The 13987-nt window shown below is 67.6% G+C and carries 13 protein-coding genes and 3 pseudogenes; 8 read left to right on the forward strand and 8 right to left on the reverse strand.

Annotated elements, in window-relative coordinates:
• Positions 1 to 267 (reverse strand): aldo/keto reductase (locus U9977_RS19020; protein ID WP_416210692.1); only part of this gene is annotated, 267 nt, incomplete at its 3' end.
• A 238-nt stretch (positions 268 to 505) separates the two neighbouring features.
• Between U9977_RS19020 and U9977_RS19025 the strand changes: the two genes are divergently transcribed.
• Positions 506 to 1459 carry a helix-turn-helix transcriptional regulator gene (locus U9977_RS19025; RefSeq protein ID WP_322750633.1) on the forward strand — a complete coding sequence of 318 codons (954 nt, stop codon included), beginning with the start codon at positions 506 to 508 and terminating at the stop codon, positions 1457 to 1459.
• On the opposite strand, the gene U9977_RS19030 is transcribed toward U9977_RS19025, so the two are convergent.
• The gene (locus tag U9977_RS19030) at positions 1456 to 1758 is read right to left on the reverse strand and encodes an antibiotic biosynthesis monooxygenase (RefSeq protein ID WP_322750634.1); all 303 of its coding nucleotides are present in this window, start codon (positions 1756 to 1758) and stop codon (positions 1456 to 1458) included. The two genes, U9977_RS19025 and U9977_RS19030, sit on opposite strands and share 4 nt — an antisense overlap.
• A 447-nt stretch (positions 1759 to 2205) precedes the next feature.
• Here U9977_RS19030 and U9977_RS19035 point away from each other — a divergent pair, with 447 nt between their 5' ends.
• Positions 2206 to 2412 (forward strand): hypothetical protein, encoded by a 207-nt coding sequence (locus tag U9977_RS19035; protein WP_322750635.1) that lies wholly within the window; start codon positions 2206 to 2208, stop codon positions 2410 to 2412.
• Between the two features lie 58 nt (positions 2413 to 2470).
• Here the strand turns inward: U9977_RS19035 and U9977_RS19040 are convergent, their stop codons facing one another.
• The 3 genes and pseudogenes from U9977_RS19040 to U9977_RS19050 all read right to left on the reverse strand — a co-directional run.
• The gene (locus U9977_RS19040; RefSeq protein WP_322750636.1) at positions 2471 to 2824 is read right to left on the reverse strand and encodes a DUF86 domain-containing protein; all 354 of its coding nucleotides are present in this window, start codon (positions 2822 to 2824) and stop codon (positions 2471 to 2473) included.
• Positions 2821 to 3345: a helix-turn-helix domain-containing protein gene (locus tag U9977_RS19045; protein ID WP_322750637.1), complete on the reverse strand. Its 525-nt coding sequence runs from the start codon at positions 3343 to 3345 to the stop codon at positions 2821 to 2823. The genes U9977_RS19040 and U9977_RS19045 overlap by 4 nt, the downstream gene beginning before the upstream one ends.
• 216 nt (positions 3346 to 3561) lie before the next feature.
• A pseudogene (locus U9977_RS19050) lies at positions 3562 to 3888 on the reverse strand (CobW family GTP-binding protein); the annotation flags it as partial.
• A 572-nt stretch (positions 3889 to 4460) separates the two neighbouring features.
• Between U9977_RS19050 and gntH the strand changes: the two are divergent.
• Positions 4461 to 7451 (forward strand): guanitoxin biosynthesis MBL fold metallo-hydrolase GntH, encoded by a 2991-nt coding sequence (gntH, locus tag U9977_RS19055; RefSeq protein ID WP_322750639.1) that lies wholly within the window; start codon positions 4461 to 4463, stop codon positions 7449 to 7451.
• 76 nt (positions 7452 to 7527) lie between these two features.
• On the opposite strand, the gene U9977_RS19060 is transcribed toward gntH, so the two are convergent.
• On the reverse strand, positions 7528 to 8502 hold the full coding sequence (locus tag U9977_RS19060; RefSeq protein ID WP_322750640.1) for an NAD(P)-dependent alcohol dehydrogenase: 975 nt from the start codon (positions 8500 to 8502) through the stop codon (positions 7528 to 7530).
• A gap of 215 nt (positions 8503 to 8717) precedes the next feature.
• Here U9977_RS19060 and U9977_RS19065 point away from each other — a divergent pair, with 215 nt between their 5' ends.
• Positions 8718 to 9518: a DNA polymerase beta superfamily protein gene (locus U9977_RS19065; RefSeq protein ID WP_322750641.1), complete on the forward strand. Its 801-nt coding sequence runs from the start codon at positions 8718 to 8720 to the stop codon at positions 9516 to 9518.
• A 242-nt stretch (positions 9519 to 9760) separates the two neighbouring features.
• Positions 9761 to 10333, forward strand: coding sequence for a TetR/AcrR family transcriptional regulator (locus U9977_RS19070; RefSeq protein ID WP_322750642.1), 573 nt, complete (start codon positions 9761 to 9763; stop codon positions 10331 to 10333).
• Positions 10334 to 10470: 137 nt separating this feature from the next.
• Here U9977_RS19070 and U9977_RS19075 read toward each other — a convergent pair whose 3' ends face one another.
• Both U9977_RS19075 and U9977_RS19080 read right to left on the reverse strand, forming a co-directional pair.
• Positions 10471 to 11337 carry an alpha/beta hydrolase gene (locus U9977_RS19075; protein WP_322750643.1) on the reverse strand — a complete coding sequence of 289 codons (867 nt, stop codon included), beginning with the start codon at positions 11335 to 11337 and terminating at the stop codon, positions 10471 to 10473.
• Between the two features lie 78 nt (positions 11338 to 11415).
• A complete protein-coding gene (locus U9977_RS19080) occupies positions 11416 to 12264 on the reverse strand; it encodes an alpha/beta hydrolase (RefSeq protein ID WP_322750644.1) in 849 nt (282 codons plus the stop codon).
• Positions 12265 to 12449: 185 nt separating this feature from the next.
• Between U9977_RS19080 and U9977_RS19085 the strand changes: the two are divergent.
• From U9977_RS19085 to U9977_RS19095, 3 genes and pseudogenes are all read left to right on the forward strand, one after another.
• A pseudogene (locus tag U9977_RS19085) lies at positions 12450 to 12951 on the forward strand (zinc-binding dehydrogenase); the annotation flags it as partial.
• A 138-nt stretch (positions 12952 to 13089) separates the two neighbouring features.
• Positions 13090 to 13435, forward strand: a pseudogene (locus U9977_RS27120) (type II toxin-antitoxin system RelE/ParE family toxin).
• Positions 13432 to 13758, forward strand: coding sequence for a helix-turn-helix transcriptional regulator (locus tag U9977_RS19095; protein WP_322750647.1), 327 nt, complete (start codon positions 13432 to 13434; stop codon positions 13756 to 13758). The pseudogene U9977_RS27120 and the gene U9977_RS19095 overlap by 4 nt, the downstream one beginning before the upstream one ends.
• Positions 13759 to 13987 lie beyond the last annotated feature (229 nt).

Genomic DNA, 13987 nt, shown 5'->3' on the forward strand with positions numbered 1-13987 from the left:
CCTGTCGACAGCGCGACGCGCATAGTCGGGGCGGCCGTTGACCCGCCCGGCAAGCCGCCCCTCGTCGTCGACCTCGTTACCGAACTTGGTGGCGAGGACGACCTCGTCCCGCCGGCTGGCGATGGCCGCGCCGACGAGCCGCTCGTTGGTCCATGGCCCGTACATGTCGGCCGTGTCGAGGAAGGTCACGCCGAGATCGAGCGCACGGTGGATCGTGGCCGTTGACTCGGCGTCGTCGCGGGCGCCGTAGAAGGCGCTCATCCCCATGCATCCCAGTCCCTCAGCAGAGACGGCTAGGCCAGCCGTGCCCAAGGTACGCAGCTGCACTGTGGTCACTCCATCGGTTGTGTTCGGCGGATCGTCATCAGCTCAGTGGTCTCCAGCTAACCGCGGCACGGCCAAGGCCGGGTTGACCCGGCCCGACCCGGGGTCGGACCGACCGTAGTTCTCCTAGGACCAGCTTCGCGCCGCCCGCCGGCTCACCCCGACGGGGACAATAGGCCGCATGGACCGGCGGGATGAGTTGCGGGAGTTCCTGCGGGCACGGCGGTCGCGGTTACGTCCCGGCGACGGCGACATACCCGCGTTCGCCGGAGCCCGTCGCGTTCCCGGACTGCGTCGCGAGGAACTCGCTCTGCTCGCCGGCATCAGCGTGGACTACTACGTCCGCCTCGAGCAGGGTCGCGTCGCGAACCCCGGAGAGACGGTCCTCGATGCGCTGGCCCAGGCGTTGCAACTCGACGACGCCGAACGGGATCACCTGTTCCACCTCGCCCGCCCGGCGCGGACCCGCCCGCGACCGGTGGCGCCACAACGGGTCCGCCCGACGCTACGGGTGATGCTTGAGCAGATGTCGGGCACACCGGCGTTCATCACCGGCCGGCGCTCCGACGTCCTCGCCTGGAATCGGCTCGCCGCCGCCCTCATCACTGACTTCGACGCGATCCCGGCCGTCCAGCGGAACATGTGCCGGTTCATGTTTCTTGACGAGACGGCGCGGTCGCTCTATCGGGAATGGGAGAAGGTCGCCCGCGTATCGGTCAACGTGCTGCGCCTACGCGCCGGGCAGTACCCGCACGACCCGGAGCTCGCGTCCCTGGTCGGTGAGCTGTCGGTGCACAGCCCCGAGTTCCGGCGCTGGTGGGCCGACCATCAGGTAGCTGAACGCACCCACGGCACGAAGGCCTACCAGCATCCGCTCGTCGGCGAGCTGACTGTCGCGTACGAAAACTTCCGCCTCGCCGACAACGGCGAGCTGACCCTCACCGTCTACAGCGCCCCGCCCGGCTCACCGTCTCGCACGGCACTCGACATGCTCGCCAGCCTCACCAGCCCAGGCCCAACTGCAGCCGCAAGCCCAGCTCCGGCCGACAGCACCGCAGCGGCGGCGCCAACAGACGGACTGTCTTACGCCACCGCGCAGAACCGGGCCGGCGGAGCCGCGATCGGTCGTCCCTAGAACGAATCCGCGGAGTTCAGGCTCTGGTATACGCTGACCTCAGGCGGCGCGGATACTCCGGCGGCCTGCATGAGTCCGGGGATCTCGGTCTGGTTCGCGAAAAAATTCTGGAACGCCTCCACGCTTTCCCATTCGTCGACCGCCAGCACATGGTCCTCGCCGGCCACAAACCGGTGGTGCAGGCAACCCTGCGCCTTGCCGTCGCTGGATACCGCCGCGAATTCTGCCGCCCGTTCGCGGTGCGCTTCTCCGAACATCGTCGGATCCACGACAAACTTGACGATCACTGTTACCGACATTTTCTACCCCCGTGTTCAAGGCGGCGACCGGGCCGCCGGACCCACCAGCGTTCTGGTGCCTCCGCACCTTAGGGCAAGCCGTACCAGGTTATCAACACGGGCGTGCGTTCTCGTACAATCGGCGACCAGGCGAACACAGAACCGCCGCCGTGGTCCATTCCCTGCCGAGACCGAGCGGGTGGACTGTGATCAGGGGATGGACTGTGATCAGAGGGTGGCCGTCGGCCTGAGGCGGCGTGCCATCTACGGCAGGAGCCGCCAGCGTCTGCCCGCCAGCCACGTCAAGCCGGCTATCGCGCTGGGCGCCGGACGGGTGCTGGTAGTGGGTACCGAGCCGATCCGCAACCCCGAGGTTCCGCCCGGCGGTCGCCCGCCGCAGGAACCCGCGGTACAAGATTCCGCCGCACCGATGTTGAAGGCTGTACGGAAGAGGTCCTGGCGAATCGTTTGTCCGGCGCACGATTTCTGCTGGACCCTGAACTGGCGCTTCTTCGCACCCTGCTTGGTCCGCTCCCGAGTAGCAACGATATCCTCAGCTACCTGCTCTTCGAACCGGACTTCGTCGACACCGTGATTCAGCTGGGCAGCGACGATGCGAAAACAATCCTCAAACAAGTACTCTCCACGCCGAACCCGGAAAAAATTTCTGGCTGATGACGGAGTTCCCGTGAACCGGAGCGCCACAGGAATTTCTGGGGTGTTTCGGTGGAGGTCATTCATTCGTGTCAGCGGACTCATCGGCCAGGTGCCGGCTCAGCCGTCGGATCGCCTGTTCCAGGTCGGGCAGGTCGTGGTCGACGGTGGCCTGCAGGATCGCGTGCGAGGTGTCGAAGTAGCGGTGGGCCAGGTGATCGCGCATTCGTGCGATCTGCTTCCAGGGGATGTCCGGTTCGGTGGCGAGCAGGTCAGTGGGTAGAGCTTTGACGGCCTCCCCGATCTCGAGGAGTCGGATTCGGACCGCGTCGAAGACCAGACCATCCGAGAGGTTGCCGCGCTGCAGGTGGGAACCGATCGCCTCGATCGCGGCGAGGATGTCGGACACCCGCTGACGGTCCCGGTAGGTCACAGCGCCACCTGTTCGCGCTCGACCCGCGCGCGGACCTCGGGCTTGAGGTCCTGCGCCGGGACCAGGTCGACCGGGACACCGAGAATGGTCTCCAACGCGTCCTGCACGCGACCGAGCCCGAGCAGTCCCAGATCGGCGGGCAGGTCGGCGAGTAGGTCCACGTCGCTGTCAGGGCGGTCCTGCCCGCGGGCCACACTGCCGAACACCCGCAGGTTCGACACCCTGTGCGCTGCGGCGGCCGCGATCAGCTCCCGCCGGTGGTGACGGACCACGCGCCCGATCGGCCCAGACAGCATCTGTAGCTGGTGCGGCGGTCTGCGAATTCCCACGGTGAGCTCGAACCCGGACGCCTCGATCAGCGCAGCCAGCGTCGACACGGCCGGCTGCCGGTGCCCGGACTCGTAGGCGCTGATCACGCTCTGCGTCACTCCCGCGCGGGCCGCCAGCTCGATCTGAGTCAACCCCGCCCGGCGACGCGCGTCTCGAAGCACCGTTGCCGCCACGTCACCGGAAGAGAGCACGCCCCCGATAATATCGCGAATCGTCGATATTGAACAAGCTGGTGAGTCGCTGAGGACGGGCCTGCGCCTGACCCGCTGCCGGGCCACGTCTGCGACGGGGGGGCCGATTCACGATGGCTGACGGTGACGGCCACGGTGAACTACCCGGCCCGGTCACGGACCAGAACGCCACCCAGCGGTGTGACGGCCTTCAGGCCGCCAGCTCAGCTGGCCCGGACCACTGGCCTCAAGTATCACGTACTGGGGGGCTTCGGGCCTGTTCATGACGCGCCGCACGGCATCGAATAGATCATCACGGATCGTGCAGCAGACACACCCGTTCGCCAGGCTGACGACCGCACAGTCGTCCACGCCGACTACGAGGTCTGCGTCGATGCTCAACGAGCCGAAATCATTGACGAGCACCACGACCCGGAGCCCGTGATCACCGCCCATAATCCGGTTCAGCAGAGTGGTCTTCCCCGCCCCGAGAAAGCCCGTGAGAACGGTAACCGGAACCGGCCACACAGGCTGCAGCTCCGGATAAACCACGCTGTTCGACATCTGCTACCACCAGGTGGTGGCCTACGGGCTTAAACGTCGCCAGATCGGCGACGCTCAGGTCGGTGTCCTGGAGCCGCTCTCGGGCCCGTCCCGGGCCGACCTGATCGGCGTGGACTTGATCGGCCCGGTGGGCGCGGGGGACCCGGGGTAGACCGGATGATCGGGCCGTATTGGTGGGAGCGGCCGGTGATCGAACCGGACAGGAAGATGGCCAGGAAAACGCTGAGGCCGAACAGGGCGATCGTCAGGGATGCGGCGCCGCCCAGTAGTGAGCGCCAGCCGATCCGCCCGCCGAGCAGGAAGTGTTGCATCCACCATGCCCAGCCGAATACCAGCGGGGAGCAGATCAGGCCGGTCACCACGGCCCTCCGCCACACCACACCCCGCCCCGCCCCGCCCCGCCCCGCGCCGCGCCGCGGAGATCAGACGGATGGCCAGCCGCCCGAGGACCAGGCGAGGTAATGGCCGAGGTCGCGTCGGGTGATTCGCCGCATGAGCGTGTTATCGGCTTCGGGCCGGGCACGGTTGATGTGCGCAGGCACGGTTGATGTGCGGGCGACGAGGGGAGCAACATGTCGAACGGTCACGAATCGGCGGATGCGGTGACGCCGGCCCAGAGCCGTTACGGCGGCGGCCCAGGGGCAGGGATCACGCTGCCCCCCTACTACCGGCCGACGCCGAGTGCGAAGAACGGCACGACGTTCTTCCCACTCGCCGAGGAACTGGGCGACGACGAAATGCGGATCACGTTCGCCGGTTCGTGTCCGTTCCCGCCACGGCGTGACCAAGCGGGCACCTGCATTCTGGTCGAGCTGGGCAACGGGCGGAGCTTCGTCTTCGATTTCGGCCCCGGCTGCCTGCGCAACCTCGTCGCGCTACAGATCCCGGTCCCGTCGATCAACGACATCTTCCTGACGAACCTGCACTCGGCGACGATCGGGGAACTGCCCTACCTGTACGCGTTCGCTCCGTGGACCGGGCGCTGGAAGCCGCTGCGGGTGCACGGCCCGTCGGGTCGCACGCCGTGGGAAGGTACCGCAGCGATGATCGAGGGCATGAAGACGATGGCCCACTGGCACACCAAGGCCTTCTCGGGAGCCCCCGTGGGCGACGGCTATGAGGTCGACGTCGACGAGTTCGACTGGACCGACGACGGCGGGATCTGCTACGACCACGACGGTGTCACGATCCGGCACTGGCGCCGGGTCCACACCATGGCCGGCGCGACCGGCTACCGGCTCGACTGGAACGGCCTGTCGTTCGTCTGGACCGGCGACGGCCGCCCGGACGAACTGACGATCGAGCAGTCCCAGGGTGTTGATGTGTTCGTGACCGCGCTCCAGCTCGATATTGGGCCGATTGCGGAGATCACGACCGGTGTTCCCGAGGTCGTCTACGACCTGTCGACGGACCGGGGACACACGAGCCACTACGGCGCCGGCTACATGATCAACCAGGTCAACCCGCGGATGGGGATGGTCACCCACCTGGCGGTCGAGCACGGGCTGATCAACGAGACGATCGCCGGGGTCCGCACCCACTGGGACGGCCTGTTCGCGCTCGGCGCACCTGACGGTGTGGTCGTCAACGTCACCAAGGACGCGATCTCGAACCGCCACGCCGCGCTCCCGGATGCGGCCAACGCGCGAAGCGCCACGACCCGCAACGAGCTGCGCGCCATGTTCGGTGGAACGATTCCCGAAACCCTTGAAATCCCCGCGCCGAAGTATGTGATCTCGGAGCTGGTGGATGAGGAGACCCTCGCGCGCGAGATCCCCGCCACGACGTACGCGCCGGCGGACGTCCAGCGTCCGATGGTGCGCGAGTTCCCGGCCCACCTCGTGGGCAAGAAGATCCCGATCGCCATGCTGCTCGGGGCCAAACAGGTCTCCGACGCACTGCAGGACCTCACGAAGGCCTACCGGACACTTACGGAAGCGGTCGGGGAACTCACCTCCGGTGTCCTGACCAAGACGATTCCCAACGACTGGGTCGGGCGCCGCGTGACCGACGGCGTGAACGCGGCGACGCGAGCCGCCACCCAGGCCCTGGGCGCCACCGCCAGCGCACAGCGCGGCATGGCGGAACGCGTCCAAAAAGGGGCCGCCGCGGCCCAGGGCCAGAGCATGAGCCACGCCGCCCAGCACGCCGCGCAGCACGCCGCCAGCGTGGTGCGCGGCGCGGTGGAGGCGATCAGCAGGCCGGTGACCGCCCCACGGCCGGCACCGAATGCCACCACCAGCGGCGCTGCGGACGGAGTACGCGAGTCGAGCCGCAGCGCGACGGGCACTGAGACGCCTGCGCAGAGCCGTTACGGCGGTGGCCCGGGCGCCGGGATCACGCTGCCGCCGTACTACCGGCCGACGCCGAGCGTGCAGAACGCGACGACGTACTTCCCACAGTCCGAGGAGCTGGGCGCCGACGAGATGCGGGTGACGTTCGCCGGCTCGTGCCCGTTCCCGCCCAGGCGCAGCCAGGCCGCGACGTGCATCCTGGTCGAGCTGGGCAACGGGCGGAGCTTCATCTTCGACTTCGGCCCCGGCTGCCTGCGTAACCTCGTCGCGCAGCAAATCCCAATCGCGACGATCAACGACATCTTCATCACGCACCTGCACGTGGACCACTATGGGGAGCTTCCATACCTTCATGGCTCGGCTCCGTGGATGGGGCGTTGGACGCCGCTGCGGGTACACGGCCCGTCGGGTAACACGCCGCGGGAGGGCACCGCGGCGATGATCGAAGGCCTGCAGCAGATGAACCACTGGAACACCACCGCATCCTCGACCGTCCCGGTCGGCCGCGGCTTCGAGGTTGAGGTGAACGAGTTCGACTGGACCGACGACGGCGGCGTCTGCTACGACCAGGACGGCGTCACCATCCGCCACTGGCGCCGGATCCACAACATGAACGGCGCGACCGGCTACCGGCTCGACTGGAACGGCCTGTCGTTCGTCTGGACCGCCGACGGCCGCCCGGACGAGCTGACGATCGAACAGTCCCAGGGCGTCGACGTGTTCGTGACCGAACTGCAGATGGACACCGGCGCGCTCGTAGCGATCAAGACCGGTACGCCGGAAATCCTCTACGACATGACCATCGACCTGGTACACACCGATCACTACGCCACCGGCTACATGATCAATCAGGTGAATCCGCGGATCGGTATGGTCACCCACCTTGCCTACGACAACGATCTCATCGGCGAGGCGATCGCCGGGGTGCGCACCCACTGGGACGGCCTGTTCGCGCTCGGCGCACCCGACGGGGTGGTCGTCAACGTCACCAAGGACGCGATCTGGAACCGCCAGGCCGCGCTCCCGGATGCGGCCAACCCGCGCAGCCCGCGTACCTCCGATGAGCTGCGGGCAATCTTCGACGGCGCGCCTCGAAAGGTCCCGGCACCGACACACACGGTTTCCGATCTCGTCGACCGGGTAACGCTCGCCAGGGAGATCCCCGGCGAGCGTTACGTCCCGGTGGACGTGCAACGCCGAGCCGTGCGGACGTTCCCGCAGAGCCTGGTCGGCGAACAGGCCCCGCTCGGCGAACGGACCCATTGGTGACAAGCGGTGACAAGCGGTGACCGGCAATGCCCTCCGGCCGTAGCGAAAACCGCGCACCGTCGGATGGGCTTGGGCCTCACGCCACGGTGACGACGACCTTGCCGCGGGCGTGTCCCTGCTCCACGTGGCGCAGGCCCTCGGCCGTGTCGGCCAGCGGATACGTTCGGTCGACGACCGGCGTGAGCGTCCCATCCTCAATGAGCCCGGTGAGGGCGAGCAGCTCCGCCCGGTCCTCCCGGGTCGGGAGGATCCGCAGGCGCTGTCGGACGAAACCGTTGACCACGACCGCCCGCAGCATGGGGCCCACCGCCCCGACCACGCGGCCCGGTGAGCCGCCGGCGTTGAGCACGAGGGTCCCCGTCGGGGTCAGCGCCCGGCGCAGCCGGCGCAGCGGCCGGTTGCCCACGTTGTCGAGGATCACGTCGTAGTGCGCGTGCCGGTCGGTGAAGTCCTCCGCCGTGTAGTCGACGACGTGTGCGGCACCGATCGAGCGCACCAGCTCGACGTTGCCGGTGCTGCACACCCCGGTGACCTCCGCGCCCAGCGCCGCCGCGATCTGGACGGCATACGTGCCGACGCCGCCGGCGGCCCCGTTGACCAGCACCTGATGTCCGGCCCGCACCTCACCCACGTCCCGGATCCCCCGCAGGGCGGTCGCCGCCGCCACCGGGACCGCCGCCGCCTGCTCGAAGGTCAGGCCCGCCGGCTTGGGCACCACCTTGTCCGCCTCGGCGCGGGCGTATTCGGCGAACGCTCCCGGGCAGAAGCCGAACACCTCGTCGCCGGCCTGCAGCCCGCGCACGTTCGCGCCGACCGCCTCCACCCGACCCGCCGCGTCGAGCCCGGCCACCCGGTACTTCGGCCTGGTCAGGCCCACTCCCATAAGCCGCGCGACGAGCGGGTCGCCTCGCAGCATGTGCCAGTCGTACGGGTTCAGCGCGGCGGCGTGCACCCGAACCAGCACGTCGTCGGCCCCGATCTCGGGCAGGTCGGTGTCCACCAGCCGCAGGACGTCCGGCGGGCCGAACCGCTCCTGGACGATCGCCTTCATCAGGTCTCCTCATGTCGTCACGCCCCTATTGCCGGGCACTCCAACGCTAAACCGGCGTAACGGTCCGGCGCGGTGGGGCTACCCCCACCGTTGCGTGGCCGCGCGGGCGGCTGCGGACCGGACCACACGAACGCCGGCGACGTTATTACGTCAGACGCTTGGAGCACGGAAAAAATGGTTCGAGCGGCCGGCGCCGGTCGTGCCATCATCACGGCATGCCCGTTGCCGCACCCCAGACCGAGTACGGCGACCGTGAATTGGCGTTGACCGGGGAAATCCTGCGCACGGTCGTCGGTTCCGGCGTGCACGGCATCGCCATCGAGGGCACCGACGACCACGACGAGATGGGCGTCTTCATCGAACCCCCGGCCTACCTGATGGGGCTCGGTAAGCCGTCCGACCACTACGTGTTCCGGACCCAGCCCGAGGGCGCACGCTCCGGTCCCGGCGACACCGACCTGGTGATCTACTCGCTGCGGAAGTATCTGCGGCTGGCGACAAAGGGCAACCCAACGGCGCTGCTACCGCTGTACGCGCCGGCCGACACGGTGCTGCTCGTCACCCCGCTGGGCGAGGAACTGCGCAGGTTGGTTCCGGCCATGCTCTCGCAGCAGGCGGTGCGCCGGTTCCTGGGTTACCTGGACTCCCAGCTCAATCGACTGGTCGGCCGCGGACCGCGACGCGGGACACCCAACCGACCGGAACTGGTGGCCCGGTTCGGCTACGACGTCAAATACGCCTCCCACGCTCTACGGTTGGCCTACCAAGGCAGGGAGGTCGCCCGCGACGGACGGCTGACCTTGCCGATGCCCGAACCGGAACGGCAACGCGTCCTGCAGGTCAAACGCGGGGAGGTCCGTGAACTCGGCGCCGTGCTGGACGAAATCGCCGACGTCCAGTCTCAGGTGGAGAACCTTCTCGCGGCCGGCCGAACACCATTGCCGGCCCAACCGGATCTGGCGACCGTGCAGGAATGGTGCGTCGAGGCTCATCGACGGCACTGGGGCTGGACCTGATCCACGGTAAACAGCGGTGACGGCCGCCGACCGGGGGTCGATGTGATGGGCGGCGGGCGACCTCATCCGCGGCCAGTACGCGCGACTGGTCCACGCCGATCTGTTGGGGACGTCACTTTGGGCATGCCTCGTCTCGGACGTCACCGATCACATTACCTGCCGATCGTAATATTACGTACGTCATACTACCATCTAGGATGGGGTGCAGGGCAAGGGCCTTGCAAAGCGAATGGAGGAGCCCGGTGGCGCGCTACGACAAGGAGCACAAGCAGGCGACGCGGCAGCGGATCATCGAGACGGCGGGCTATCGGTTCAAGCAGGACGGCATCGACGGCTCCGGCGTCGCCACGCTGATGGCGGACGCGGGGCTGACCAACGGTGCGTTCTACGCCCACTTCGCGTCCAAGGAGGACCTCGTCGCGACAGTCGTCGCTGACCAGCTCGGTACACAGGCCGCGAGGTTCAGCACGCTGGCGCCCGGCCGAGCGGGACTGGAGGGGTTCGTACGCGACTACCTGACGCCTCAGCACCGGGACAACCCCGGCGCCGGATGCCCCTCCGCCGCTCTGCTCGACGAGATCGGGCGCTGCGCGACCACAACCAAGCACGCCTACACCGACGGTACGCGGGCCATCGTGGACGAAATCGCCGCCCGTCTGGCTCCTGACGATCCGCAGTCCGCACGCGGAAAGACGCTCGGGCTCTTCACGTTGATGGTGGGAACGATGCAGCTGTCCCGCGCCCTGTCCGACCCGAGGTTCGCCGACGAGGTCCTCGAACAGGGCATCCAGAACGCCCTCGCATTCATACGCTGAGCACCACGCATGGCGCTCCGCGGCGGAACGCGCACGGCTCAACCGTATTGGGGCTGACGACCGGTCGTGCGGATTCTGCGAGGCCGGCCCCCTCGACCGCGACTGGCGGGAGCGAAGGGGCCGCCTCCCCTCCGGCTCTACCGCTCGAGGAATTCGAGGGCCTTTTCGACGAACTGCCCGTGGAACTGGAAGATGCCGCCGTGCCCGGCGTCGGGGTAGATCACCAGCTCACTGTCCGGCAGGCGTCGAGCCAGGTCGGCCGAGTTCTTCGTCGGTACCATCCTGTCGCTCTCGCCGTTCGCGACGAGCACGGGCTGGCGAATGACGGAGAGGTCGGATGGCCGCTCCAGCCCCCAGCGGTGGATGGCCTTGAGCTGTGCGCCGTAGGACTTGAGGGAGATCGCCTTGTCTCGGTTGTCGGTGCGCTCCTTCAAGCGTGCCAGAAACTCCTTGCCTGCCTGACGCCCGTTGGGAGTCCTGGTGAAGAAGAGGAACTGCTTCGGGTCCTGCAACGTGAGCAGCCCGCGGATGGTGTCGAGATGCGACAGCTTGGTGACGTTCTTGATGCCCTCGCCGCCGGCGGGCCCCGTGCCCGCGAGGATCAGCGTGCGGACGAGCTGGGGTTCGTCCTGAGCGATCACCTGGGCGATCATGCCGCCCATGGAGAAGCCGAGGATGTCGACCTTGTCCAGACCCAGCGCCCGGATGAAGGTGACGGCGTCCGTCGCCATCGCCTGGATGGTGTTCGGCGTCGAGCCGGTGGACGCGCCGACGCCCCGGTTGTCGAACGTGAGGACCCGGTGCTTCGCGGCGATGCCGTCGACGACCCGAGGGTCCCAGTTGTCGAGGACCGCGGCCAGGTGGGTGAGGAAGACCACCGGGACGCCGGTCTTCGGGCCGAGCTCCCGGTAGGCGAAATCCACGCCACCGGCGGAGACGGTGCGGGTCGCTGCGTTCTGGTACGACGTCACCACGTTGTTTCGTATTCCTTGTCTGTTATTCACGGCCAGGTCCTTCTGTGGGTGGGATTTCTGTGAGCGTTGTGTGCCACGCCCCTCGAGCAGAGCGAGGGCGCTGCGCAGTCAGGCCGCGAGGAAGAGGTTGACCTGCGTGACGAACTCGTCGATGTGCTGGAACAGGAAGGCATGGCCAGCATCGCTGTAAAGAACGAGGGTGGAGTCGGGGACCTGCTCGACCGCCTTGTAGGAGGCGATGGCGGGGATCATCACGTCGTGGATCCCGTTGGCATACAGGACCGGCTGGCTGATCGCCTGCAGCTCGGACTTGAGCTGGTCCCAATTCACGGCCAGGAGGCGGGCGACAGCGGCAAGTTGGCCGCGGGCAGCCTCCTCGGTCACCGCGGGGCCGCCTTCGAGGCGCTTTGAGACCTTCGCGAGGTGCTCGAGTCCGGATGCGCGGGCCTGTTCGGTCTCGGGGTAGAAGAGGTAGAGCAGGTCTTCGGCGTCCGCGTCCGGCTTGGCCATGATGGAGAGCACCCGCTCGCTCATATCCGGGGTGCCCGGCGCCACGCCCGGCCCGCTGCTACCCGCGACGATGATCTTGCGTACGAGGTCGGGCCGGCGCAGGGCGACGTGGTGCGCCACGATGCCACCGAGTGACCAGCCGAGCAGGTCGACCTGCGTCAGGCCGAGAGCATCGATGAACTCGATCGCACCCTCGGCGAACCCCTCGGAGGTGTCGCGAGGCTCACCGCTGGTGTACCCGATGCCGACGTTGTCGAACAGGATGACGTCGCGGTCCTGGGTGAGGCGGTCGATGAACTCCGGGTCCCACCAGTCGATGGTGCCGCGGAACCGCATGAGCAGGACAAGCGGCACACCACCCTGCGGGCCCGTGCGCCGGTAGGTGAACACCGTGGAGGGGCCGGCGGCAGTGTGGTTCTCGAGGGTGTCAGCCATGTAGGTCGTCATGAGTCTCTCTTCCCTGTTGTCTCCCAGGCTGTGACGGCAGGCTGAAGTTCGACGGGCGCAGGCCGTGGGAATGGATCCCTGCGCGGTCGAGCCTCTCGTCATCGCATGTCACTGATTGAAGTATGTCCGTAATTCTATCACGCCGCAAGTCGGCGGGCCGAGCAAGATGAAGAGAGCAGGAGGACATGAAGGCTTTCATCGTCGAGCGCTACCGCAAGGACGGCCTCCGAGGTCCCAGAACCCGAGCTGGGAGACGGCGACGTCCTGGTCTGGGTCCGCGCCGCCGGCGTCAGCCCGCTGGACTCGAAGATCCGGAACGGCGAGTTCAAGCGCATCCTGCGCTACCGTCCGCCGTTCGTGCTCGGGCACGACGTCGCGCTCAAGCCGGCCGCGCTCTCCATGCAGGAAGCGGCCGCGGTGCCCCTGGTCGGCCTCACCGCATGGCAGACACTCGTCGAGCGAGCGAACGTGACCGCCGGCCAGAAGGTCCTCATCCACGCCGGCTCCGACGGCGTGGGGACGATGGCGATCCAGCTCGCCAAGCAGCTGGGCGCGACCGTCGCGACGACCACGAGCACTGCGAACGTGGACTGGGTGAAAAGCCTCGGCGCCGACGTCGTCGTCGACTACAAGCACGACGACTTCGCCACGGTCCTCTCCGACTACGACATCGTCCTCCATCCGTTGCGCTCGACCAAGTAGTCGGCCGCGCCTCGGTCTTGCCGCCTGTTTCCCGGAAGCTGGCGGCGTCGAGAAGGTCCTAGTACACTGATGTACTGAACCTTCCTTGATCCGAAGGGGCCGTCGGTGAGCTATCAGCTGGCGATGGTCGACGAGGTAAGGGAATGGTTGCATACGCTGCGCCGGGCAGACCGAACGACCGCGATCGGTGTAGGCCAGGCGCTGGCCGCCCTCCTGGCGGAGGGGCCTGGCCTCGGACGGCCGCTGGTCGATCGGATCAAAGACTCGCGGATACACAACCTGAAAGAACTCGTGCCCCGGCTCGACCGGGACGAGCGAGGTCCGTGTCCTGTTTGTGTTCGATCCGGAGCGTCGAGCGGTCCTACTCGTCGCGGGCGACAAGGCGGGCGAATGGTCCGCCTGGTACCGGCGGGCGATACCGCTGGCCGAAGCCCGGTACGCCGTCTACCTCAAGGAGCGTGACCAGTGAGCGCGGTTCACGACTACGACAGGGACAGCTTCCTCGCGGAGTTCTTCCCCGACGACGCCGACCGCCACGAAGTCGAATCCGGCGCCAGCCGACTCGTTGCCGAGAACCGCGCCCATCGACTTGCCGAGATGCGTCGCCGGCTGGGCCTGACCCAGGCGGACGTCGCCGACCGGATGCACGTCCGCCAAGAACGCGTCTCCGCGATCGAGCGGGCCACCGTCGATGCCAGCGAGCTGCGCACACTCGCCGCCTACGTCAAGGCTCTCGGCGGACGCCTGGAGATCATCGCCGACTTCGGCGGTGAACGACTCGTCATCGGCTGAACACCACAGACCCGCCCCGGCCCCTCGCGCCCTCACCTTCGAGCGGCCGGGTCACGTTGATTTTCCCTCTAACGAACCACCCCACGCCGATGGATCAACAAGAATCGGCGTCAAATAGCCTCGACCAGGGCCTGTCTGATAGATCTTCGATCGTGCGGATCGATGCCCAAAAGGCGTCCCGCCGCCTTGTCGTCGTCACCGACGATATCCATCAGACAGGCCCTAACTG

Source organism: Protofrankia sp. Cas8 (genome assembly GCF_963555845.1).
In the GTDB taxonomy this organism is placed as follows: Bacteria; Actinomycetota; Actinomycetes; order Frankiales; family Frankiaceae; genus Protofrankia.

Excerpts from the sequence above, each read along its gene's own strand:
- U9977_RS19025 (WP_322750633.1), top strand. The coding sequence starts at position 506 with ATGGACCGGCGGGATGAGTTGCGGGAGTTCCTGCGGGCACGGCGGTCG.
- U9977_RS19030 (WP_322750634.1), bottom strand. The coding sequence starts at position 1,758 with ATGTCGGTAACAGTGATCGTCAAGTTTGTCGTGGATCCGACGATGTTC.
- gntH (WP_322750639.1), top strand. The coding sequence starts at position 4,461 with ATGTCGAACGGTCACGAATCGGCGGATGCGGTGACGCCGGCCCAGAGC.
- U9977_RS19060 (WP_322750640.1), bottom strand. The coding sequence starts at position 8,502 with ATGAAGGCGATCGTCCAGGAGCGGTTCGGCCCGCCGGACGTCCTGCGG.
- U9977_RS19065 (WP_322750641.1), top strand. The coding sequence starts at position 8,718 with ATGCCCGTTGCCGCACCCCAGACCGAGTACGGCGACCGTGAATTGGCG.
- U9977_RS19080 (WP_322750644.1), bottom strand. The coding sequence starts at position 12,264 with ATGACGACCTACATGGCTGACACCCTCGAGAACCACACTGCCGCCGGC.